Origin of the sequence: Marinobacter sp. ES-1 (assembly GCF_000475255.1) — a bacterium.
Taxonomy (GTDB): Bacteria; Pseudomonadota; Gammaproteobacteria; order Pseudomonadales; family Oleiphilaceae; genus Marinobacter; species Marinobacter vinifirmus.
In genome coordinates this window covers 16,907-39,899 of record NZ_AXBV01000034.1, presented here as the reverse complement: position 1 = coordinate 39,899, position 22,993 = coordinate 16,907, and the positions used below count along the sequence as shown (strand labels likewise).

Annotated in this window: 18 protein-coding genes; 1 reads left to right on the top strand and 17 read right to left on the bottom strand. The window is 60.6% G+C overall.

Annotated features, from left to right (window positions below; genetic code table 11):
- Positions 1–4: 4 nt before the first annotated feature.
- The 4 genes from Q668_RS05900 to Q668_RS05885 form a co-directional block, all read right to left on the bottom strand.
- A complete protein-coding gene (locus Q668_RS05900) occupies positions 5–955 on the bottom strand; it encodes a Nudix family hydrolase (RefSeq protein WP_022988695.1) in 951 nt (316 codons plus the stop codon).
- Positions 956–965: 10 nt separating this feature from the next.
- On the bottom strand, positions 966–2,183 hold the full coding sequence (gene argJ / locus Q668_RS05895; protein ID WP_022988694.1) for a bifunctional glutamate N-acetyltransferase/amino-acid acetyltransferase ArgJ: 1,218 nt from the start codon (positions 2,181–2,183) through the stop codon (positions 966–968).
- A gap of 103 nt (positions 2,184–2,286) precedes the next feature.
- Positions 2,287–5,034, bottom strand: coding sequence for a preprotein translocase subunit SecA (gene secA / locus Q668_RS05890; protein WP_022988693.1), 2,748 nt, complete (start codon positions 5,032–5,034; stop codon positions 2,287–2,289).
- 89 nt (positions 5,035–5,123) lie between these two features.
- Positions 5,124–6,062, bottom strand: coding sequence for a M23 family metallopeptidase (locus Q668_RS05885; protein ID WP_022988692.1), 939 nt, complete (start codon positions 6,060–6,062; stop codon positions 5,124–5,126).
- A gap of 231 nt (positions 6,063–6,293) precedes the next feature.
- On the opposite strand from Q668_RS05885, the gene Q668_RS05880 reads away from it, so the two are divergent.
- Positions 6,294–6,749, top strand: a complete 456-nt coding sequence (locus Q668_RS05880) for a DUF721 domain-containing protein (RefSeq protein WP_022988691.1) — start codon at positions 6,294–6,296, stop codon at positions 6,747–6,749.
- Positions 6,750–6,760: 11 nt separating this feature from the next.
- Here Q668_RS05880 and lpxC read toward each other — a convergent pair whose 3' ends face one another.
- The 13 genes from lpxC to Q668_RS05815 all read right to left on the bottom strand — a co-directional run bounded on the left by lpxC (position 6,761) and on the right by Q668_RS05815 (position 22,983).
- Positions 6,761–7,675, bottom strand: coding sequence for a UDP-3-O-acyl-N-acetylglucosamine deacetylase (gene lpxC, locus Q668_RS05875; protein ID WP_022988690.1), 915 nt, complete (start codon positions 7,673–7,675; stop codon positions 6,761–6,763).
- Between the two features lie 215 nt (positions 7,676–7,890).
- Positions 7,891–9,048 (bottom strand): cell division protein FtsZ, encoded by a 1,158-nt coding sequence (ftsZ, locus tag Q668_RS05870; RefSeq protein ID WP_022988689.1) that lies wholly within the window; start codon positions 9,046–9,048, stop codon positions 7,891–7,893.
- 100 nt (positions 9,049–9,148) lie between these two features.
- The gene (gene ftsA / locus Q668_RS05865) at positions 9,149–10,384 is read right to left on the bottom strand and encodes a cell division protein FtsA (RefSeq protein ID WP_022988688.1); all 1,236 of its coding nucleotides are present in this window, start codon (positions 10,382–10,384) and stop codon (positions 9,149–9,151) included.
- 36 nt (positions 10,385–10,420) lie between these two features.
- The gene (locus Q668_RS05860; protein ID WP_022988687.1) at positions 10,421–11,260 is read right to left on the bottom strand and encodes a cell division protein FtsQ/DivIB; all 840 of its coding nucleotides are present in this window, start codon (positions 11,258–11,260) and stop codon (positions 10,421–10,423) included.
- Positions 11,253–12,230, bottom strand: coding sequence for a D-alanine--D-alanine ligase (locus Q668_RS05855; protein WP_022988686.1), 978 nt, complete (start codon positions 12,228–12,230; stop codon positions 11,253–11,255). Before Q668_RS05855 ends, Q668_RS05860 begins: the two co-directional genes overlap by 8 nt.
- The gene (gene murC / locus Q668_RS05850; protein WP_022988685.1) at positions 12,223–13,668 is read right to left on the bottom strand and encodes a UDP-N-acetylmuramate--L-alanine ligase; all 1,446 of its coding nucleotides are present in this window, start codon (positions 13,666–13,668) and stop codon (positions 12,223–12,225) included. Before murC ends, Q668_RS05855 begins: the two co-directional genes overlap by 8 nt.
- Positions 13,661–14,746, bottom strand: coding sequence for an undecaprenyldiphospho-muramoylpentapeptide beta-N-acetylglucosaminyltransferase (gene murG, locus Q668_RS05845; protein WP_022988684.1), 1,086 nt, complete (start codon positions 14,744–14,746; stop codon positions 13,661–13,663). Before murG ends, murC begins: the two co-directional genes overlap by 8 nt.
- A complete protein-coding gene (ftsW, locus tag Q668_RS05840; protein WP_227498301.1) occupies positions 14,739–15,926 on the bottom strand; it encodes a putative lipid II flippase FtsW in 1,188 nt (395 codons plus the stop codon). Before ftsW ends, murG begins: the two co-directional genes overlap by 8 nt.
- Before the next feature lie 11 nt (positions 15,927–15,937).
- Entirely contained in the window at positions 15,938–17,278 is a 1,341-nt protein-coding gene (gene murD, locus Q668_RS05835; protein ID WP_036219337.1) for a UDP-N-acetylmuramoyl-L-alanine--D-glutamate ligase, read from the bottom strand.
- A gap of 15 nt (positions 17,279–17,293) precedes the next feature.
- Positions 17,294–18,379 carry a phospho-N-acetylmuramoyl-pentapeptide-transferase gene (gene mraY, locus Q668_RS05830; protein ID WP_022988681.1) on the bottom strand — a complete coding sequence of 362 codons (1,086 nt, stop codon included), beginning with the start codon at positions 18,377–18,379 and terminating at the stop codon, positions 17,294–17,296.
- The gene (locus tag Q668_RS05825; protein ID WP_022988680.1) at positions 18,364–19,761 is read right to left on the bottom strand and encodes a UDP-N-acetylmuramoyl-tripeptide--D-alanyl-D-alanine ligase; all 1,398 of its coding nucleotides are present in this window, start codon (positions 19,759–19,761) and stop codon (positions 18,364–18,366) included. Before Q668_RS05825 ends, mraY begins: the two co-directional genes overlap by 16 nt.
- Positions 19,758–21,242 (bottom strand): UDP-N-acetylmuramoyl-L-alanyl-D-glutamate--2,6-diaminopimelate ligase, encoded by a 1,485-nt coding sequence (locus tag Q668_RS05820; protein WP_022988679.1) that lies wholly within the window; start codon positions 21,240–21,242, stop codon positions 19,758–19,760. The genes Q668_RS05825 and Q668_RS05820 overlap by 4 nt, the downstream gene beginning before the upstream one ends.
- A 4-nt stretch (positions 21,243–21,246) precedes the next feature.
- Positions 21,247–22,983 carry a peptidoglycan D,D-transpeptidase FtsI family protein gene (locus Q668_RS05815; protein WP_036219346.1) on the bottom strand — a complete coding sequence of 579 codons (1,737 nt, stop codon included), beginning with the start codon at positions 22,981–22,983 and terminating at the stop codon, positions 21,247–21,249.
- Positions 22,984–22,993 lie beyond the last annotated feature (10 nt).

Genomic DNA, 22,993 nt, shown 5'->3' with positions numbered 1-22,993 from the left:
CCGGTTACCACCAGAAACCGATGCCGGCAATCCCCTGGCCGCCAAGGGCCCTGGCCTTTGCTATGTGGCCGGGCTGCATACCGCCCAGTGCGTAGACCGGCAGCCTGGCTGCAGCGACCAGTTGCTCAAAGCCCTCCCAGCCCAGGGTTGGTTCTCCCGGGTGGCTGGCCGTGGGCAACACCGGCCCCAGCACCGCGTAATCCGCTCCCAGGCGCTCCGCATGGCGCAACTGCTCCGCGCTATGGCAAGACACACCCAGCCAGGCATTACCCGCTGCAGGACGCCCTGAAAGCCTTTCAGCTTCACGCCAGGGCAAATGCAGGCCGTCGGCCTCCGTAAATTCCGAAAGCAGGGCTGGTCCGCCATGGAGCATTACCCCGACCGATGAGCCGGAGCAGCGCGCCAGCGCCATCGAGGCCAGTTGCCGGTACTGCTCCGGAGCCAGCCCCGGCGCCCGTAACACTACCAGGCCACCGGTAACCCGCTGCAGGGCCTGGTCGAGCCGGCCTTCAGCCTCACCTGGCCCAGCCAGGGAACCGGTAATGTGCAAAGTCCGGGGCAGTCTCAGGGCCCGGATGATCGGCCGGTTCGCCGCAGGAAAGTCTTCATCCCGCAGCTCTTCCGGGGTCAGCCAGAACACCGGCTGACCTTCCCTGCCCTCGGCTTCGCCTTCCGCCGATGCGGTCTGCCAGACATCCAGGAACACTTGCTTGTCGCCGTAGTCATGGCGAATACCAATCACCGGCTCCAGCGTTTCAGCCGGCACCCGAAGCCCGGTTTCTTCGGCGATTTCACGCACCAGGGCCTGCTGTACGGTTTCTCCCGGCTCTACCTTGCCGCCGGGAAATTCCAGCAATCCTCCCTGATGTACGTGCTCCGGCCGCCGGGCGATCAGTATCCGACCATCACGCACGATTACCGCTACCGCCACATGGATCAGTTTCTTTACTGCCATGGCCGCGGGCTCAGGTGCGGTATTCGGCATTGATGGTCACATAATCGTGGGAGAAGTCGCAGGTCCACACGGTTTCGTGGACATCGCCCCGCTTCAGGTCAATGGCGATGGTAATTTCTTCCTGGTCCATTACTGCCTGGCCGCGGGCTTCGGAATAATCATCCGCCCTGCCGCCATTGCGCACCAGGCAGACATCGCCCAGATAGATTTCCAGCGCTTCCAGGTCGAGATTCGGTACACCGGCCCGGCCCACGGCTGCCAGGATCCGGCCCCAGTTCGGGTCTGACGCAAACAGGGCGGTCTTTACCAGCGGCGAATGGGCCACGGTATAGGCTACGCCCAGGGCTTCCTGCTGGTTACCGGCGCCGGTTACGTCAATGGTGACAAACTTGGTGGCGCCTTCGCCGTCACGAACAATGGCATGGGCCAGGTCCAGGTAGACCTGCTGCAGGACTTCCCTCAGCCTGGGCAGCAACGGGCTGTCTGCGGTAATTTCCGGGCCGGAGTACTGGCCGGTGGCCATCAGCATGCAGGCATCGTTGGTGGAGGTGTCACTGTCGATGGTAATCCGGTTGAAGGACTTCTCGCCCAGCTCGGAGGCCAGGCCCTGAAGCACGTCCGGTGCAATATTGGCGTCGGTAGCGATAAAGCCCAGCATGGTCGCCATGTTGGGGCGAATCATGCCGGCACCCTTGCTGATGCCGGAGACGGTTACCGTGTGGCCATCCAGGTCCACCTGGCAGCTGGCACCCTTGGGCCGGGTATCCGTGGTCATAATGCCACTGGCAGCTTCCGCCCAGCGATCTTCACGGATGCCCGAAAGGGCTTCCGGCAGCGCAGCAACAATCTTGTCCACCGGCAGCGGCTCACCGATGACGCCGGTCGAGAACGGCAGAACGTCAGCCGTCTGGACACCAGCCTGCCCGGCCAGCTCGGCGCAGCAACGTTCTGCATCGGCCACACCACGGGCGCCGGTACCGGCATTGGCGTTGCCGGTGTTGATCAGCAGGTAACGGGGAGCACCCTGCTCCAGGTGGCGCCGGCTCAGCACTACCGGCGCGGCGCAAAACTGGTTAGTGGTAAAAATACCAGCCACCCGGGCACCGGGTGCCAGCTCGAACACCACAACGTCTTTGCGGCCGGGCTTTTTGATGCCGGCGCTGGCAATGCCAATCTTCACCCCGGCCACCGGGAAAAACTCGGGTAAGGTTCCTGCACCTACCGCCATGCCTGTCTCCTTGAATAATCCTGATCAATAAACGACAAAACCCGCAAGCTGCCAGCACTCTGGCGGTTTGCGGGTTCTGGTGCTTCGGTGCCGGGCTGGTCGGTTAGCTGACCTTGCCGCAGCACTGTTTGTATTTCTTGCCAGATCCGCAGGGGCAGGGTTCGTTTCGGCCCACTTTTCGCTCCTGGCGCACAAAGGTATCCGGCGTGGTCTGCTGGCCTTGCTGGCCGTCTTCGCCGTCACCTTCACCTTCCGCTGCCCGGGCGGCGCTGGTTTCGTCATGGCGGAGCTTGGCACGGGCCATTTCCCGCTCCAGCTCTTCCTTGCGACGGCGCTCGATCTCTTCCATTTCCTCGCGGCTCTGCACCCGAACGTGGCTCAGCACCCGGGCAACATCACGCTTCATGGTATCAAGCATGGTCTCGAACAGGTTGAAAGCCTCACGCTTGTATTCCTGCTTCGGGTTCTTCTGGGCGTAGCCACGCAGGTGAATACCACGGCGCAGATGATCCATGTTCGACAAGTGTTCTTTCCACAAGGTGTCGAGCACCTGCAGGAACACCTGTTTTTCGAACTTGCGCATGGCTTCGGCGCCGGCGACTTCTTCCTTGGAGCGGTATTCGGCCACAATCGCGTCGAGGATCTTCTGGCGAAGGTTCTCCTCGTACAGCTTGTTGTCTTCTTCCAGCCACTTCTGCACCGGAAGGTCCACGGCCATCTCGGACTGCAGCTGTGCTTCCAGGCCGGCCACATCCCACTGCTCCGGCATGCTCTGGGGCGGAATGAATTCGCTGATCAGGGCATCCACCACATCGGCCCGGATGGTGTCGACCATCTCGGAAATATCGTTGGAGGCCATCACCTCGTTACGCTGATCATAGATCACCGTACGCTGGTCGTTGGCCACGTCATCGTATTCCAGCAGGGTTTTACGCATGTCGAAGTTGCGACCTTCCACCTTGCGCTGGGACTTCTCGATGGCGTTGGAGACCATGCGGTGTTCGATGGCCTCGCCCTTCTTCATGCCCATAGCCTGCATCAGGTTCTTCACCCGCTCCGGGGCAAAGATCCGCATCAGGTTATCTTCCAGTGACAGGAAGAAGCGGGAAGAACCCGGATCGCCCTGACGGCCGGCACGGCCCCGCAACTGATTGTCGATACGGCGGGATTCGTGGCGCTCGGTGCCGACAATGTGCAGACCACCGGCGTCCAGCACCTGGGTGTGACGCTCAGTCCACTCGGCCTTGATGCGGGCAACTTCCTCCTCGGAAGGGTTGTCCAGGCCGGCCACTTCGTGCTCCCAGTTACCACCCAGCACAATGTCGGTACCACGGCCCGCCATGTTGGTGGCGATGGTCACCGCACCCGGGCGGCCCGCCTGGGCAATGATCTGGGCTTCGGATTCGTGCTGCTTGGCGTTCAGGATCTTATGGTCGATCCGTGCCTTTTTCAGCAGCATGGACAGCAATTCAGACGCCTCGATGGAGGCCGTACCCACCAGTACCGGGCGACCTTCGGAGGTTACATCCTTGATCTCGTCGATAATGGCGTGGAATTTCTCTTCCTGGGTCAGGTACACCAGGTCGTTGTAGTCAATCCGCTGGATCGGCTTGTTGGGCGGAATCACCACCACGTCCAGGCCGTAGATCTGGCGGAACTCGAAGGCTTCGGTATCGGCGGTACCGGTCATGCCCGCAAGCTTCTCGTATAAACGGAAATAGTTCTGGAAGGTGGTGGAGGCCAGGGTCTGGCTCTCGGCCTGGATTTTCAGACCCTCTTTCGCCTCGATGGCCTGGTGCAGACCTTCACTCCAGCGGCGGCCCGGCATGGTGCGGCCGGTGTGTTCGTCAACAATGACCACCTGACCGCCTTGGACAATGTAATCCACATCTTTCTGGAACAGGTGGTGGGCGCGCAGGGCCGAATGAACATGGTGCAGCAGGCTGAGGTTGGCCGCGGAATACAGGCTTTCCCCTTCGTTCAGCAAACCGCGGCTGAGCAGGAGCTCCTCGACCTTTTCATGGCCGGCTTCAGTCAGCTCAACCTGGCGGGATTTTTCGTCGATGGTGAAGTCACCGGAGGACTCACCCTCCTCGCTCACCTCGCCTTTCTCCAGGCTGGGCACCAGGCTGTTAATGGCCTGGTACATTTTCGAGGAGTCTTCCGCGGCACCGGAGATAATCAGCGGCGTGCGGGCCTCATCGATCAGAATCGAATCCACCTCATCCACGATGGCATAGTTCAGCCCGCGCTGGACCTTGTCTTCAATACTGAAGGCCATGTTGTCGCGCAGGTAATCGAAGCCGAACTCGTTGTTGGTACCGTAGGTAATATCGGCCTGGTAGGCCGCGCGCTTTTCTTCCGGCGGCTGGCCGGCAACCACTACGCCGATGGTGAGCCCAAGGAACCGGTACAATTTGCCCATCCACTCGGCATCACGGCTGGCCAGGTAATCGTTCACGGTCACAACGTGAACGCCCTTGCCCGGCAATGCGTTGAGGTATACTGACGCGGTAGCCACCAGGGTTTTACCCTCACCGGTTTTCATCTCGGCGATGCGGCCTTCGTGCAGGGTCATACCACCGATCAGCTGCACGTCGTAATGGCGCATGCCCATTACCCGGCGGCTGGCTTCGCGTACGGTGGCAAAGGCTTCGGGAAGCAGCGCATCCAGCGCTTCGCCTTCTTCAAGGCGCCGGCGGAACTCCGCCGTCTTGCCTTGCAGCTCTGTATCCGACAAACCGCCAAATTGTTCTTCAAGGTCGTTGATGCGCAAGACCGCCTTGCGCATGCGCTTGATCTCTCTGGCGTTTTTACTGCCGAACATCTTGGTTGCAAGCTTTGAGAACATAGACCACTGCTTCTTCAGTTAAACGGAGGAAGCCGGCATTCTAACCTTATTTGGCGACAGGACAAAAGGCAGGGTTCACGGGAATGATATCAGCGGCTTGCCCGCTGGATATATTTGACAGGATCTTCGGTCTTTCCATTACGGATAACTTCGAAATGTACGTGCGGTCCGGTAGAGCGACCGGTGCTGCCCATCAGTGCAACCACCTGGCCTTTCTGGACCACATCGCCGATCTTGACCTTGACGGTTTTGGCGTGGGCGTAGCGGGTAACCAGGCCATCGCCGTGGTCCACTTCTACCAGGTTGCCATAGCCGTAACGCTCGCCGGCCCAGGTGACCACACCACTGGCCACGGCAATAATGTCGCTGCCGTCCTTGCCGGCCAGGTCCACGCCACCGTGCCAGGTGCGCTTGCCGGTAAACGGATCGGAACGGTAACCGTACTTGGAGGACAACCAGCCCCAGGTGATCGGCCGGCCCTGCACATAGCGTTCATCTTCCAGCTTTTGCCGGGACGACACCTTATCGAGCAGGCGCAGTTGTTTCTCGCGGTCTTCCAGCTGACGCTCCAGCTGGAAAATCATTTCGGTCAGCTCCGGAGCACTGTAGGAATCACCGGCAAGGCCCAGTTCTTCCGGACCACCCACCGCCGGCGGCTGGTCGAAGTTGAATTCGTCACTGGCCACCAGGCCCGATTCCATAAAGCGCTGACCGAGCGCATCCAGACGCAGCATCCGGCCCTGGATCTGGCCCAGGCGAAGGGTCAGTGCGTCGACCTGCTGTTGTACATCTTCCCGAACACGGGCAAGCTGGGCCTTCTGCTGCTCCAGCTTTGAACGCCATTCAGCCACCAACTCGGATTCGGTCGGTTGTTCAGCGGCTGCCTTGGTAACGGCTACCCGATAACCCGCCCAGCTGGCCGCCAGGATAAGCGCCAGCACAAGGAAAATCAGCCCGGCCAGAACACCGCCATTCAACGCGACAGCCTTTGACTGACCATGGCGTTTGCCAACGAAAATTACATTCATATCGTCATTCGGTGTCATCGAAGAGTCGCAACCTGTTCCCTGTAGTGCTGCGACCCGGAAAATTTTCGAGTGGGTCTGCTATCCTTGCAACAACTACGTATTGAATAGACGCAGTGCCAGCTGGACACACTCTCTCGCGACAATGTAAAACGGGAGCAATGCTGGCACCATCAAAAAAACGTGCCGAAGTGTAACCAATCGTAAACGGGCTCGTCGAGACAAAAACTGTCAATGAATGAAAAATCCGATCAAAAAATGATCTTCCGCACAAACAGCGGCCCGGCGCCGGCTTCCACCCTGAAGGAGCTGATGGCCCGGGCGGAACTGCATTTACAGGCGGAACAACAGGTCCTCGAAGCCATACCCGCAGAACTTCGGACAGGCACCCGATTTGTCAGCTGCCAGGATGGCGAGCTGGTTCTGGCTACAGATAACGCCAGCAAGGCCACGCGATTGCGCTTCCGCCAGCACGAAATTATGGAGGCATTACGGGAGAACGAACTGTTCCGTTTTGTCTGGAAGGTGCGCATCAAGGTCAGCCCGCTCAGGTATCGGGCGCGCAAGAAAGTCGAAAAAATACCTTTGAGCCAGGAAAATGCCCGGTTCCTCAAAGAGGAAGCCGGGCACACGAAGGATAAAGCTTTGCGCGAGGTTCTCGAAAAACTCGCCAGCCACGTGCGGGATTAAGGCGTCCGGCCTTAACCCACCGCCAGCACAGGCTTCATATAAGAGATAGGTGCAGTGGCTTCGTCATCGAAGGTCACCACTTCCCATGCATCTTCTTCAGCCCTGAGCTTGCGCAGCAGCTTGTTGTTCAGGTCGTGACCTGATTTGATACCACGGAACTCACCAATCAGGCTGTTGCCCAACAGGTAAAGGTCGCCGATGGCATCCAGTACCTTGTGCTTGACGAACTCGTCATCGTAGCGCAGACCGTCTTCGTTCAGGATCTTGTAGTCATCAACCACGATGGCGTTGTCGACGCTACCACCGAGGGCCAGGTTCATGGCCCGCAGCTTCTCGATATCCCGCATAAAGCCGAAAGTACGGGCACGGGATACTTCTTTCACGAAAGACGTGGAAGAGAAGTCTACCGTTGCGGTCTGGGCGCGACCCTTGAACACCGGATGATCGAAGTCGATACCGAAGCTGACCTTGAAGCCTTCGAACGGCAGGAAGGTTGCTTTCTTACCGTCTTCTTCCACGGTGACTTCACGCTTGATGCGGATGAAGCGCTTGGCGGCTTCCTGCTCGGCGATCCCTGCAGACTGCAGCAGGAATACAAACGGGCCGGCGGAACCGTCCATGATCGGCACTTCTGCCGCACTGAGTTCGACATAGCAGTTGTCGATTCCGAGACCAGCCATGGCCGAGAGCAAATGCTCAACCGTCGCCACACGGACACCGTCTTTTACCAGCGTCGTGGACAGCATGGTCTCACCCACATTCTCCGCACAGGCACGGATCTCGACCATCGGGTCCAGGTCAGTACGGCGGAAGATGATTCCTGCATCGACAGGTGCCGGCTTCAGCGTCAGGTAAACCTTTTCCCCTGAGTGCAGGCCTACACCAGTCGCGCGGATGGTGTTTTTGAGTGTCCGTTGTCTGATCATCGGTTCATTATTCCGTCACAAAAGTTCGATATTCTGAGCAAAAAACTGCCCGCAGAATATCAGAATTCAAGACTGAGCACCATTTAACCAGCATGACTTTACTTAACTTTTGCAATAGTCATCGGCTATGGTCAATCAGCTCACGTTTGACTAAGGCTTTCGGTTCCCTGGAGAAACATCAGAAACCGGACCTCCGTCATATTTGAGACAGATTATCAATCAGCCTGCCGGCGAAGGAATGCGGGAATATCGAGATAGTCCACGCCCTGCTCTTCGCTTTCTTTGCTCTGGTCCAGTGCCACATTGCCCTGGGTTACCGCGCGACGACGCAACACCGCCGGGCGGTCCAGCTGGTTGTAGTCGGTCTTGCCATCCAGGGTACGGGTGTTATCCACCACCTTGGTCGGCTTCTCGCGCTCACCGCCCAGACCGGTCGCAACCACGGTAACCTTCAGTTCTTCGGTCATTTCCGGATCGATCACGGTGCCCACCACCACGGTGGCGGAGTCAGACGCGAATTCGCGAACGATATCGCCCACCTCGGAGAACTCACCCAGGTTGAGGTCCATACCGGCAGTGATATTAACCAGGATGCCCTTGGCGCCCTGCAGGTTGATATCTTCCAGCAGCGGGCTGCGTACGGCCGCTTCTGCTGCTTCACGGGCTCGGTTCTCGCCGGTGGCGCGGCCGGTACCCATCATCGCCATGCCCATTTCGGACATTACGGTTTTCACGTCGGCAAAGTCGACGTTGATCATACCGTTACGGGTAATCAGGTCGGCAATACCCTGCACAGCGCCAAGCAGTACGTCGTTGGCGGAGGCAAAGGCGTCCAGCAGGCTGGTTTTCTTGCCCATGACCGCCAGCAGTTTTTCGTTCGGAATGGTAATCAGGGAGTCAACGCTCTCTTCCAGTTCCTTCAGGCCGGATTCAGCCACGCTCATGCGCTTGCCGCCTTCGAACTGGAACGGCTTGGTGACCACGGCAACGGTCAGGATACCCAGTTCACGGGCAACCTCTGCCACGATCGGCGCAGCACCGGTACCGGTACCACCGCCCATACCTGCGGTGATGAACACCATGTCTGAGCCGCTCAGGGCCTCGGCAATGCGGTCACGGTCTTCCAGCGCAGACTGGCGACCGACTTCCGGGTTGGCGCCGGCACCCAGGCCCTTGGTGATGTTGCCACCGAGCTGGATGATCTGGCGGGCGTCCAGGTTTTTCAGGGCCTGGGCGTCTGTGTTGGCGCAGATAAATTCCACACCTTCAATGTCGCTGTTAAGCATGTGGCGAACAGCGTTACCGCCACCACCGCCAACACCGACAACCTTGATTACTGCGTTTTGCTGAACATTATCAACGAGTTCAAACATATCCCCTACTCCTTCGTGCGGTTTCCGGCCTGTCCAGGCCGGCTATTTCGATCGTTTTTTGCTTTTCGAGAAACCTTCGTGCCTTACCCCCGGCCTACCGTCAGAAATGACCGGTAAACCAGGCTTTCATCCGCTCAACCAGTGAGGGTGCATCCTCACCCTTGAGCGCCGGCGCCCGGCCAAGATCCATTTGCCGGAAGCCATGGATCAGCAACCCCACGCCCGTGGCGTAGATCGGGTTGTTGACCACTTCCGTCATGCCGGAGACTTTCTGCGGACAGGCAAGCCTGACCGGCATGTGGAAGATTTCCTCGGCCAGTTCCACCACCCCTTCCATGGTGGAAGAACCGCCGGTAATCACGATGCCGGCCGGAATCAGGTCTTCAAACCCGGACCGGCGCAGCTCCGACTGAACCAGGGTGAACAGCTCCTCGTAACGGGGCTCCACCACTTCTGCCAGGGCCTGGCGGGACAGATCGCGGGGTGCGCGATCGCCCACGCTGGGCACCTTGATGGTTTCGTCGGCGCCTGCGAGCTGGGTCAGCGCACAGGCATATTTGATCTTGATCTCTTCTGCGTTCTGGGTGGGCGTACGCAATGCCATGGCGATGTCGTTGGTCACCTGGTCGCCGGCGATGGGAATCACCGCGGTATGGCGAATGGCACCGCCGGTAAACACGGCGATATCGGTGGTACCGCCACCGACATCCACCACGCATACACCCAGTTCTTTCTCGTCTTCGGTGAGAATGGCGTGGCTGGAGGCCAGCTGTTCCAGGATGATGTCGTCCACCTCCAGGCCGCAGCGTTCCACACACTTTTCAATATTCTGGGCAGCATTCACCGCGCAGGTCACCAGGTGCACCTTGGCTTCGAGGCGCACGCCGGACATGCCCATGGGTTCCTTGATGCCTTCCTGGTTATCGATCACAAATTCCTGCGGCAGGATATGCAGGATTTTCTGATCCGCCGGAATGGCCACGGCCTGGGCAGCATCGATCACCCGGTCGATATCCGCCTGGGTCACTTCCCGGTCCCGGATCGCCACGATGCCGTGGGAATTCAGGCTCTTGATATGGCTGCCGGCAATGCCGGCATACACCGAGTGAATCCGGCACCCCGCCATCAGCTCCGCTTCTTCCACGGCGCGCTGGATAGCCTGAACAGTGGTTTCGATATTCACCACCACACCACGCTTGAGGCCGCGGGACGGGTGGGAACCGATCCCCACTACTTCGATCGTTCCATCCATCTTGCGCTTGCCGACAATCGCAACCACCTTGGAGGTTCCGATATCCAGGCCGACAATCATGTTTTCCGTTTCAACCGATGACATGTGTTTCACCAAACCCCAGGTTCGTAATAATCGTTATCAGGATTTCGGAGTGGCCTGTGCCACATCCGCTTTCCACTGCACCGCGACTCCGTTCGAGTAACGGGCATCAACCCGGCTGACTTCGCTGACTCTTGAAGCCAGCCGGTTCTCGTAAACTGTTATAAAACGCTCGAAGCGCTGTTCCACCTGGTCCCGGCCCAGCACCACTTCGATGCCGTTGGCCAGGGTAAGGGTCCAGGCCCCCCTTTGTTCAAGGGTCAGGCCGGCAAAGCCCAGCCCGTATCCCAGTAATTGCTCGCTCATGGTGCGCGCCATGTCGATGACGTCTCGTACCCGCTCGTCAGGCCCTGCCAGCCGGGGCAGCTTGCCCGCCACTTCCGGATTGGCCGGGGCAAACAGTTCCCCGGCACGGCTGACCAGGCGGCCATCTGTCCAGTAGGCCAGTGGCTTTTTCTCCCGGATGTCGATTTCCAGGCGACCGGGCCATACCCGCCTGACGGCAGCAGACTCGACCCAGGGCCGGCGCTCCAGCTCCGCCTTGATGTCGGCCAGGTCGGTGGCAAAATAGCTCTTGCCGACCCAGGCACTGGCTGCCCGCTCTACGTCCACCGGGTTTTCACCAATAAAGTTGCCGCGCACATCCACCGCCAGAATCTGCTGATCCATGGCCGTCAGCAGGCGGTCGGTGCCCCAGGGCACCATGGCCGCCAGCAGAACCACCAGGGCTCCCAGCCCTACCTGCATCCAGGGCACAGTCGCCAGAATGGCTTTCAACACTCCAAACCGGTCCCGCTCCGGGCCCACGGAGGTTGCCCCCCGGCGCCGGGGCTGCTCGGGCGGTACCGCCCGGCTCCGGATCTGCAGTGTTTCAAGCATTCGCAGCCTCCTGCACGGTGTCCTTCAGAATGCGCACCACCAGTTCTTCAAAGCTGATGCCCGCAGCCCTTGCCGCCATCGGCACCAGGCTGTGGTCGGTCATGCCCGGCACGGTGTTTACTTCCAGCAGCCAGAACTCACCATCGGCATCCTGCATGATGTCTACCCGGCCCCAGGTGCGGCATCCCAGTACCCGGAAGGCTTCCAGGGCCAGGTGCTGCAGCCGCAGTTCATCATCCGGCGCCAGTCCGCAGGGAATGCGGTAGCGGGTGTCATCAGCCAGGTACTTGGCGTCGTAATCATAGAAATCGTGGTCGGTGCTCAGACCGATGGCCGGCAGGGCCCGGTCCTGCAACAGGCTGACGGTGAACTCCGGCCCTTCGATCCATTTTTCCACCAGCACCAGGTCGTCCATGGCGGCAGCCGCTTCATAGGCTTCTGCCAGCTCGCTGGCGCTTCGCACCTTGCGGATACCAATGCTGGAGCCCTCGTGGGCCGGCTTGACGCTCAGGGGTGTGCCCAGAGCTGCCACAATAGCTTCGGCTTCATCCACCGATTTCATGGCCCGAAATGCCGGTGTCGGCAGGCCGCAGCCTTCGAACACATACTTGGTGCGCAGTTTGTCCATGGCCAGTGACGATGCCAGCACTTCGCTGCCGGTGTAGGGAATACCCGCCTGGCCCAGAATCGCCTGCAGGGTGCCGTCTTCACCACCACGACCGTGCAGGGCAATAAACACCCGGTCAAACTCCGGATTCTCGACGGTACCCAGCAGGCAGCCCCGGATATCCATACCCACGGCATCCACACCAGCAGATTGCAGGGCCGACAGCACGGCCTGGCCGCTCTTCAGCGACACTTCCCGCTCGGCCGAATCGCCGCCCATGAATACCGCCACCCGGCCCAGGGCTTTCACCAGCCCGGGCGATGCCTGATACGGCTGTGCGTCGGTATGCGTCAGATCACTCACTTGCTGTTACTCCTGCTGCGGCCAGTCGTGCCGCTACTCCACCAATGTCTCCTGCCCCCTGGGTAATCAGCAGGTCGCCATCCTGCAACACGTTGGTCAGGAGACTTTCAATCTCGCGGTTGTCTTCCACAAACACCGGTTCCACCTTGCCCCGCTGACGGATGCTCCGGCACAGGGCCCGACCGTCAGCGCCCGGAATGGCGGGTTCGCCGGCGGAATACACATCCATCAGCAGCAGGCCGTCGACTTCTGCCAGCACCCGTACGAAGTCTTCGTACAGGTCCCGGGTACGGGTAAACCGGTGCGGCTGATACAGCATCACAATACGGCGGCCCGGCCAGGCATCCCGGGCGGCACGGATGACGGCTTCCACTTCAGTGGGGTGATGGCCGTAGTCATCCACCAGGGTCACAGTACCTTTCGGAATCTGATATTCGCCGTAAACCTGGAACCGGCGACCGACACCGGCAAAGCCGGCCAGCCCGCGACAGATCGCCTGGTCGTCCACACCTTCATCCGTTGCCACCGCGATGGTCGCCAACGCGTTCAGTACGTTGTGGCGGCCCGGCATTTTCAGTTCCACGGTCAGGTCTGGCCGGCCACCGGGGCGACGCACCACAAAGCGGGTTTTCAGGCCGTCCGAGGTAATCTGCTCGGCGCGGTAGTCGGCGTCGGGGTTATCAATGCCGTAGGTGATGATGGCGCGGGAAATGCGGGGAATGATTTCCTGCACATAGTCGTCGTCTACACACATCACTGCCACACCGTAAAACGGCAGGTTGTGCAGGAAATCGACGAATGTCTGCTTCAGCTTCTCGACATCGCCACCGTAGGTGTCCATGTGGTCCGCTTCGATGTTGGTGACCACGGAAATAACCGGTGTGAGATGCAGGAACGAGGCATCGCTTTCGTCGGCTTCCGCCACCAGGTAGCGGGAACCGCCCAGCTGGGCATTGGTGCCGGCGCTGTTGAGCTTGCCACCAATCACGAAGGTCGGGTCCAGCCCCGCCTCACCCAGCACCGAGGCAATCAGGCTGGTTGTAGTGGTCTTACCGTGGGTGCCGGCTACCGCAATGCCGTGGCGATAGCGCATGATTTCCGCCAGCATTTCCGCCCGGGGCACAATCGGCACCCGGCGGCTGCGGGCCGCTGCCACTTCCGCGTTATCACTGCCCACGGCGGTGGACACCACTACCACATCTGCCCTGGCGCTGTTCTCGGCGCGGTGGCCGATCTGCACTTCCACACCCATGGCCCGAAGCCGGTCTGTTACCGGGCTTTCCTTGATGTCGGAACCGGACACGTCGTAGCCCTGGTTCTTCAATACTTCGGCAATACCGCTCATGCCGGCACCGCCGATGCCGACAAAGTGGATATGGCGAATTCGGCGCATTTCCGGCACCTGGTACACCAGCGGCGGATTGTTTGCATCAGCCATTGGCGGCCTCCAGACAGTAATTCACGACTCTCTCCGTTGCATCGGGACGGGCCAGCGAGCGCGCGGCCTGCGCCATTCCCAGAATTTTTTCCCGGTCACCGGACAACCCTTTCAGGGTGTCGGCCAGTGCCTCGGGGGTAAACCTTGGCTGCGGCACCAGAATGGCGGCACCGGCCTTGACCATGTGCTGGCCGTTGCGGGTCTGATGGTCGTCCACCGCATGGGGGAACGGCACCAGGATCGCGCCTACCCCGGCGGCACACAGCTCCGACACCGTCAGGGCACCCGCCCGGCACACCACCAGGTCTGCCCAGGCGTAGGCTTCTGCCATATCCGCAATAAAGGGCTCTACGCTTGCCTTCACGCCGGCAGTATCATAGGACTGCTGCGCGGCTTCGAGATTCTTTTCGCCACACTGGTGGCGCACCTGCGGCCGGTCGGCTTCCGGCAACAGCGCCAGGGCCCTGGGCAACTGTTCGTTGAACACCTGCGCGCCCAGGCTACCGCCCACTACCAGGATGCGTACCGGCCCGGTTCGGCCGGCAAAACGCTCTGCCGGCTCCGGTAGCTCGGCTACATCCTTGCGCACCGGGTTACCGGTGCAGCGGGTAATGACCTTGTCGCCGAAACTGCCGGGAAAAGCTTCCAGCACGGTTTCGGCAAAGCGGGTCAGCCAGCGGTTGGTCATACCGGCAACCGCGTTCTGCTCATGCACCACCAGCGGCCGGCGCTGCATCCAGGCGGCTACTCCACCAGGGCCGGTCACAAAGCCGCCCATACCCACCACGCAATCCGGATTGATCCGGCGCAGCAGTGTCCAGGCCTCGCCCAGAGCCCGCATCAGGCGGAACGGCGCCAGCAGCAGCGCCAGCTTGCCCTTGCCCCGCAGGCCGGAGATATGAATGGTGGACAACGGAATATCGGTGTTACCCACCAGCCGCTCTTCCATGCCGCCACTGGCGCCGAGCCAGTAAACTTCATGGCCACGCTCCTGCAGCGCCAGGGCCGTTGCCAGGGCCGGGAATACGTGGCCGCCGGTACCACCGGCCATCATCAGGAAACGGCGAGGTTCAGTCATACACAGCCCCTCCCCGTACCTTGCTTTTCTTTTCCTGTTCGGACATACGAACCCGATCCAGTCGTTCCATTTCAACCCGTACCAGCACCCCGATCGCCACGCAGGTGACCATCAGGCTGGAGCCGCCATAGCTCACCAGCGGCAGGGTCAGGCCCTTGGTGGGCAGCAGGCCGGTGGCAACGGCCATGTTGATGCCGGCCTGCAAACCGATCAGCAGCGTCAGGCCATAGCTGAAACAGGCCCCGAACGGCATGCCCGATTTTTCCGCCCGGCGGGCAATCACAAACCCGCTCACCACCAGGGCGGTAAACAGCCCCAGCACAATCAATGCACCGACCAGCCCGAACTCCTCGGCAATGATCGAGAAAATAAAGTCTGTGTGGGCTTCCGGCAGGAAGAACAGCTTCTGCACCGAATTGCCCAGGCCAACGCCGAACCACTCACCGCGCCCGAAGGCAATCAGTGACTGGGTGAGCTGATAGCCAGAATCAAACTGGTCCTTCCAGGGGTCCAGGTAACTCACTACCCGCTTCAGCCGGTACGGCTGGGTAACCACCAGCACCGTGCCCAGTACCGCCAGGATGGCGATCAACGGTGCAAAGCGGGTCAGCCGCACACCACTGAGAAAAATCATGCCCGCCGCCGCAGTCACCAGAACCACCGTGGCGCCAAAGTCGGGCTGGATAACCAGCAGCACCGAAGCCACACCCAGTACAACCAGGGGCTTCAGAAAGCCGGGCCAGGTATTCAGCAGTTCTTCCCGGCGGCGCACCACGTAGCCGGCCAGGTAGGCAATCAGGCACAGCTTGGCCACTTCCGATACCTGCACGTTGAACACCAGCATCGGGATCCAGCGGGTAGAACCGTTAACGGTCCGGCCCAGCGGCGTCAGCACCAGCACCAGCACCGCCAGGCCAATACCCAGCATCAGCCAGCCACTGCGCTCCCACCAGCTAACTGGCACATTCACCGCAATCAGCGCGGCCACGCAGCCCATGGCGGCATACAGCAGCTGCCGGATCACATAGTGATAGCCATTGCCCAGGGTGGCCTCGGCCATATCCATGGAGGCCGAGGAGATCATCACCACACCCACCACCAGCAGGGCTACCGCAGACACCACCAACACCGGCAGCGGCTGCAACTGGCCGTCCCAGGTCCTGGTTTGCGGTATGGTCATACCTGCCTGCATCACAGCGCCTCCACCAGGGTGCGGAACTGATCACCCCGATCGTTGTAATCCCGGAACATGTCGAAGCTGGCGCAAGCCGGCGATAACAAGACTCGGTCGCCCTCATGGGCAATTTCCCGGGCACCAGACACCGCCCGCTCAAAACTGCTCGCCATCACCGTTACCACGTCTTCCGGCAAGGCGGCGGCAATCGCCGGTGCATCACGGCCAATCAGCACCACCGCCCGGCAATGCTGTGCCACTGGCTGCGCCAACGGCTGGAAATCAGCACCTTTGCCATCACCGCCGGCAATCAGCACCACCTTGCCCTGCTCGGGGGCCAGGCTTTCAATGGCGGCAACCGTGGCACCCACGTTGGTACCCTTGGAATCGTTGATGTAGTCCACGCCGCCCAGTTGCCGGATAAACTCGCAGCGATGAGGCAAACCAGGGAACTCACGTGCCACCTGCAGCATCGGTTCCATCGCCAGGCCGGCGGCGTGGCCCAGGGCCAGTGCAGCCATCACATTGCTGATGTTGTGCAGGCCCATCAGTTTGAGTTCGCTGGCCAGCAGCAGGTTGTCGAAGCCGAAGGTAATCCAAGTGCCCCGTTCGTCATCCCGGGTGCTGAAGGTTTCCGGATTCACCCGGTTAAAACCGAAACACAGAAATCTCAGGTTATCCCGGGCCATCGGCGTGCTCAGGGCATCGTCCAGGTTCACAATGGCATTACGGCAGCCGCGATAGATCCGCTGCTTGGCCTGGAAATACGCCATCTTGTCCGGGTAGCGGTCCATATGATCGTCACTGACGTTCAGTACAGTGGCCGCCTGGGCATTCAGTTCCGCCGTGGTTTCCAGCTGGAAGCTGGACAGCTCCAACACATACAGATCGGCGCCCTGACCCAGCAGATCCAGGGCCGGGGTACCGATATTGCCGCCTACCTGAACCTTGCGGCCGGCGTCCCTCGCCATTTCGCCAACCAGGGTAGTCACCGTGGTTTTACCGTTAGAACCGGTAATGGCGATGATCGGTGCGTCTGCAGCTTCCGCAAACAGGTCGATGTCACCACGAATCACGGCGCCTTTCTGCGCGGCACCGGCAATGGCGGGCTCGGCAACGCTGATGCCCGGGCTGACCACCAGTTCGTTAAAACGGGCAAACAGCTCTTCATCGAAATCGCCCAGGTACACCGGCACATCCGGCCAACCGGCCTTCAGCTCATCCAGCCCCGGAGGGTTACTCCGGCTGTCAGCCACGGCAATGTCCCTGCCTGTTCCAGACAGATAGCGCACGCAGGAGAGCCCGGTTTTACCGAGCCCTACTACCAATGTGCGACGATCCGAAACAATGACACTCATAGCCGTAGCAACTTCCTATCGGATTTTCAGACTGGCCAGGCCAACCAGGACCAGGACCACGGTAATGACCCAGAAGCGCACGATGACTCGCGGCTCGGGCCAGCCCTTAAGCTCGAAATGATGATGCAAAGGTGCCATCCGGAAAATCCGGCGGCCGGTCAGGCGGAACGACGCCACCTGCAGGATCACCGAGATGGTTTCCATCACAAACACACCACCCATGATGAACAGCACGATTTCCTGGCGGACGATTACGGCCACCACACCCAGGGCCGCCCCCAGGGCGAGCGCACCTACATCGCCCATAAATACCTGGGCCGGGTAGGTGTTGAACCAGAGGAAACCCAGGCCCGCGCCCACCAGGGCACAACAGAACACAATCAACTCGCCGGCCCCCGGCAGATGCGGAATCAGCAAGTAGTTGGCGAATTGGGCATGGCCGGACACATACGCGAAGATGGCCAAGGCACTGGCCACCATCACCGTAGGCATAATCGCCAGGCCGTCGAGGCCGTCTGTCAGGTTCACAGCGTTACTGCTGCCGACAATCACGAAGTAGGTCAGCAAAATGAACATTACCGGCCCCAGAGTGATGGACACATCTTTCAGGAACGGCAGGTACAGGGACGTTTCCTGGGGCAGCGAGGAGCTGAAATACAGCCCTACCGCCGCTGCGGCACCAATCACCGACTGCCAGAAATACTTCCAGCGGCCCGGCAGGCCGCGCGGATTACGCTCCACCACCTTGCGGTAGTCGTCTACCCAGCCAATGGCACCGAACAACAAGGTGACCAGCAGCACAATCCAGACATAGCGGTTGCTCAGGTCTGCCCACAGCAGGGTGGAAATCGCGATAGCCACTAGAATCAGCGCGCCGCCCATGGTGGGAGTGCCAGCCTTGCTCAGGTGGGTTTGCGGGCCGTCGTCCCGAACCGCCTGGCCAATCTGGTACTGGCTGAGTTTTCGGATCATCACCGGGCCAATCAACAGCGAGATCAGCAGCGCCGTCAGCACACCCAGAATGGCGCGCAGGGTCAGGTACTGAAACACCGTCAGTGATGAAAAATATTGGGAGAGTATCTCTGTCAGCCAGAGCAGCATGTGTTAGTCACCTTTTTCTGAATTCCCTCCACCACGCGATCCATGGCGGAACTGCGAGAACCTTTCACCAGCACAGTGGTATTTCCCTGCCGGCCATTCATAATGGCCTCCATCGCCTGTTCATGGCTCTGGACCTGCTCTGCATTTGTCCCGAAACCCCGGGCGTAGCCTTCGCTACCGGCACCGACCGCCAGCAAGCGCTCAATACCCTTCGCCCGGGCGTGGGCGCCTACTTCCCGGTGCAGCGCCTCGGCGCCGGCCCCCAGCTCAGCCATGGCACCGAAGACGGCCACCCGGGTACCCGGACAGGCCGCCAAGACATCCAGCGCCGCCTTCATGGACGCGGGATTGGCGTTATAGCTGTCGTCGATCACCGTGAAATCGTCGGTCAGCTTCAGTACCTGCAACCGCCCTTTTACCGGTTGCACACCGCTCAGCCCGTGCACCAGCTGCTGTTCGGTCGCACCCAGCTCCCGGCATGCCGCCAGCGCCAGCAGTGCATTGGTAATGTTGTGCTCACCCGGCAGCGGCAGTACCAGGCGGCAATGCCAGCCGTCAGGGCCGTCAATCTCCAGCGCCTGGGACTGGTCTGCCTGGATTGCTACCCTGGCGCGGTAATCCGCTTGCGGGTGCCCCATGCGGGACACACTCACGACCCGCTTCGATCCGGCCCGCTGTAACCACTGGTCAAAGGCAGGGTCGTCCCGGTTCAGCACCACCGCACCATCGGCGGCCACGCCATCAATAATCTCGCCCTTGGCCTGCACGATATTCTGGTAACTGCCGAAACCTTCCAGGTGCGCCTGCCCGGCGTTGGTCAGAATGACCACCTGCGGGCGAACAATGTTCACCGTGTGGGCAATCTCGCCCAGCCCGCTGGCACCCAGCTCGATGGCACCGTAACGATGCGCAGGCTCCAGCCGGAACAGGGTCAGCGGAGCCCCGATGTGGTTGTTCAGGTTGCCCTCTGTCGCAAGGGTAGTTCCCATCTGCGCCAGAATGGCGGAGGTCATCTGCCGGACGGTGGTCTTGCCGCTGCTACCGGTAATCGCCACCAGCTCTGCCCGGCTTTCGTTACGGTTCGCTGCCGCCAAGCCCGCCAGAGCATTGACGGTATCGGCCACTACCAGTTGCGGCATGGCAACGGTGTCATCTGCGGTATCGACCACTGCCGCCACCGCACCCTGTGCCCGGGCCTGCTCCAGAAACTTGTGGCCATCGAAACGGTCGCCGCGCAGCGCCACAAACAACTGGCCCGGCTTGACTGCCCGGGTATCGGTCGACACACCATCAAAGCGGAGCGTATCCGCATCCACCAGCGCGCCAGCCAGTTTGGCCTGCAGGAAGCCCTGAGCTTCCGCCAGCGAAAAGGCGCGCATCATGCCACACCTCCATTGAGGTTCAAGTGGTGGCGCACCTGCTCGGCATCACTGAATGGCAGCTTCTGGCCAGCCACTTCCTGGTAGGCCTCGTGGCCCTTTCCGGCCACCAGCACCAGGTCGTCCGGACCGGCCACGGCAATAGCTTCGGAGATAGCCGCCGCCCGGTCATGGATAACCCGGTACGCGGCACCTGCAGAAAAGCCCTGCACAATATCGGCAGCAATCTTCGCCGGATCTTCAGAGCGCGGATTGTCGTCAGTCACGATCACCACATCTGCACGCTTTTCGGCTTCTGCTGCCATTTCAGGGCGCTTGCCGGCATCCCGGTCGCCGCCACAGCCGAATACACAAATCAGCTTGCCTGCCGCATGGGGCCGCAAGGCCGCCAGGGCATTGGCCAGGGCATCCGGGGTGTGTGCGTAATCCACAACTACATGCTTGCCATCAGCACCGGTGAAACGCTCAAGCCGGCCCGGAGGCGGCGTGAGGTGCGAACTGGCTTCGACGGCACGATCGAGCGGCACACCCAGGGTGAGTACCGTAGCCAGGGCCGCCAGCACGTTACTGGCGTTAAAGCTGCCAAGCAGCGGTACCTGAAGTTCAAATTCGCCCCACTGGCCATCCACCAGGGCACGGAAGCCGGAGGCTTCAGGCGTGAATTCTTTCAGCCACAATTCGGTCTGGGCCTCGTGCAGGCTGTAGCGGACCCGGTCACACATCCCTTCAAGCTGGCCATACAGCTGGCGCCCGAAAGGGTCATCAAAATTGATCACCGAGAAGTGCAGTTCCTCGCGCTGGAACAGCCTGGCCTTGGCCTCACCGTAGGCTTCCATGCTGCCGTGGTAATCTAAGTGGTCCCGGGTCAGGTTGGTAAACACGGCTCCGGTCATGGTCAGCTTGTCGATCCGGCCCTGGTCCAGGGCGTGGGAAGACACTTCCATCACCGCAGCCCGGCCGCCATCGGTGCGGATACGATGCAGCACACGATTCACCTGAACCACGTCCGGCGTGGTATGGGTGGCCGGCATCAGGTTGCCGGGCATGCCATAACCCAGGGTGCCCAGCACACCGCACGCGGTGCCGGTGTCTTTCAGCAACTGGGCAATGTATTGGGTTACGGAAGTCTTGCCATTGGTACCGGTGACACCGATCAGCCGCAAATGCCGGGACGGATGCTCGAAGAACCGGGTGGCGATACGGCCCAACTGGGCCCGCAGGCCGACCACCGGAACAATCAGGGCGCCAGAGCGTTCATGACATTCCCGATGTTCACTGGCTTCCAGCAACACTGCGGTAGCACCGGCAGCGATGGCATCATCCACATAGTGTTCGGCTGACGTGGCAGAACCCGCCAGGGCAATAAAGGCGTCACCGGATCGTACCGCCCGGCTGTCCGTCTGAAGGCCGTGGATGGTCACGTCAAAGACCGATGGCACGCCCACAATGCCCTGAAGCAGAGTGCTGATTGATGTGATGCACATGGCGTTAACCTCTCTCTCCGGATGCCGTCGCCTTGGCGTCGGACACTTCCAGTTCAGGCTTCACATTCAGCAGTCGCAATGCGTCTCCCATAACCCGGGCAAATACCGGGGCAGCCACTTCACCACCGTAGTATCCCCCGGACTGCGGCGCATCAACGGCCACAACGGTTACGATTCGCGGATCGTCTATGGGTGCCATACCGGCAAAGATGGCCTTGTACTGGCTGTCTTCGTAACCCTGGGCACCCACCAGGTGCACGGTGCCGGTTTTGCCGCCCGCAGCATAAAGGCCAGGCTGGGCGCGACCACCGGTACCCTTGGCAACGGCATCCCTCAACATATTCCGGACCGCCAGGGTCACCTCTTCAGACAACACCCGGTGCCCCTCGGGCTTCTGTTCCTGCTTCAACAGGCTGACCGGATAACGGATACCGCCGTTTGCCAGCACCATATAGGCCTGGGCCAGCTGCAGCGCATTCACGCTCAGGCCATAGCCATACGACAACGTGGCCTCTTCCACCGGGCGCCATTTCGGGCGGGACGGCAACACACCAACGGCCTCACCCGGGAAACCGATACCGGTGGCCTGGCCAATACCGAGGCGCGCATACAGGTTTCTCAGCACATCCCCGCCAAGGTCTGTGGCGATATCGCTGACCCCCACGTTGCTGGACTTAACAATAATGTCGTTCAGGCTCAAAGCGCCGTAATCACGAAAATCCCGGATAGTAAAACGACCAAAACGCCGGTAGCCCGGCGAGGTATCAATCAGGGTTTCCGGTTTGTACTTGCCGGATTCCAGCGCCGCTGCAACGGCGATAGGCTTCATGGTGGAGCCCGGCTCAAACAGATCGGTAATGGCCTTGTTTCGCAGATTGGCCGGATCCAGCTGGGAACGGTCGTTCGGGTTGTAGGAGCCCTGGTTCGCCATCGCCAGAACCTCGCCGGTATTCACGTCCAGCATCACCAAGGTGCCACCCCGTGCTTTATGAGCGCTCACTACGGCCTTGAGTTCCCGATAGGCGAGATACTGCAGGCGCAGGTCAATGCTCAGCTCTATATCCTTGCCGGGCCGGGCATCCCGAATCAGCATGAGATCCTTGATAACCCGGCCGCGATTGTCCTTCAGTACCCGCTTGCGACCCGGCTCACCAGTCAGCCACTGGTTATACGCCAGCTCGATCCCTTCCTGGCCGTCTTCATCAATATTGGTGAAACCGACAATGTGAGCCGTCACTTCGCCTGCAGGGTAGTAACGACGATACTCCTGACGGGAGTAGATGCCGCCAATACCCAGCTCTAACGCTTCCCGGGCGAGAGCAGGCTGAACTTTCCGGCGCAGATAGATGAACTCGCGCCCGGCATAGTCACGCAGGCGCTGGCGCAGCCCCCCTTCAGACATGCCGATAATCTTGGCCAGGGCGGCAAGGCCGGGATCTTCCGGATCGGTTTCCGAGGGGTTGGCCCACAAGGTCTGCACTGGCGTACTCACCGCCAGCGGCTCACCGTGACGGTCCGCCACCACACCCCGGTGGGCGTCAATCGACTCCACCCGGATGGTGCGCACATCACCCTGCTTTCTAAGGAACTCGTTGTCGACCACCTGCAGGTCTACCAGACGCCAGCTGATGCCGGCCATAACCAGTAGGAAAACGCCCAGCACAGTACCGAAGCGCCAGGCCTTCAGGCCTGTCAGCACCCGCTGTTTCCAGCTTGTCGCCTGCGTTCCCTGACTGGACAAATCAGCCACC

Coding starts and splice junctions, on each gene's coding strand:
- secA (WP_022988693.1), bottom strand. CDS start 5,034: ATGTTCTCAAAGCTTGCAACCAAGATGTTCGGCAGTAAAAACGCCAGA.
- murD (WP_036219337.1), bottom strand. CDS start 17,278: ATGAGTGTCATTGTTTCGGATCGTCGCACATTGGTAGTAGGGCTCGGT.
- Q668_RS05880 (WP_022988691.1), top strand. CDS start 6,294: ATGAATGAAAAATCCGATCAAAAAATGATCTTCCGCACAAACAGCGGC.
- ftsW (WP_227498301.1), bottom strand. CDS start 15,926: ATGACCATACCGCAAACCAGGACCTGGGACGGCCAGTTGCAGCCGCTG.
- Q668_RS05825 (WP_022988680.1), bottom strand. CDS start 19,761: ATGATGCGCGCCTTTTCGCTGGCGGAAGCTCAGGGCTTCCTGCAGGCC.
- mraY (WP_022988681.1), bottom strand. CDS start 18,379: ATGCTGCTCTGGCTGACAGAGATACTCTCCCAATATTTTTCATCACTG.
- Q668_RS05900 (WP_022988695.1), bottom strand. CDS start 955: ATGGCAGTAAAGAAACTGATCCATGTGGCGGTAGCGGTAATCGTGCGT.
- murG (WP_022988684.1), bottom strand. CDS start 14,746: ATGACTGAACCTCGCCGTTTCCTGATGATGGCCGGTGGTACCGGCGGC.
- Q668_RS05820 (WP_022988679.1), bottom strand. CDS start 21,242: ATGTGCATCACATCAATCAGCACTCTGCTTCAGGGCATTGTGGGCGTG.
- murC (WP_022988685.1), bottom strand. CDS start 13,668: ATGGCTGATGCAAACAATCCGCCGCTGGTGTACCAGGTGCCGGAAATG.
- Q668_RS05885 (WP_022988692.1), bottom strand. CDS start 6,062: ATGAATGTAATTTTCGTTGGCAAACGCCATGGTCAGTCAAAGGCTGTC.
- lpxC (WP_022988690.1), bottom strand. CDS start 7,675: ATGATCAGACAACGGACACTCAAAAACACCATCCGCGCGACTGGTGTA.
- Q668_RS05860 (WP_022988687.1), bottom strand. CDS start 11,260: ATGCTTGAAACACTGCAGATCCGGAGCCGGGCGGTACCGCCCGAGCAG.
- ftsZ (WP_022988689.1), bottom strand. CDS start 9,048: ATGTTTGAACTCGTTGATAATGTTCAGCAAAACGCAGTAATCAAGGTT.
- argJ (WP_022988694.1), bottom strand. CDS start 2,183: ATGGCGGTAGGTGCAGGAACCTTACCCGAGTTTTTCCCGGTGGCCGGG.
- ftsA (WP_022988688.1), bottom strand. CDS start 10,384: ATGTCATCGGTTGAAACGGAAAACATGATTGTCGGCCTGGATATCGGA.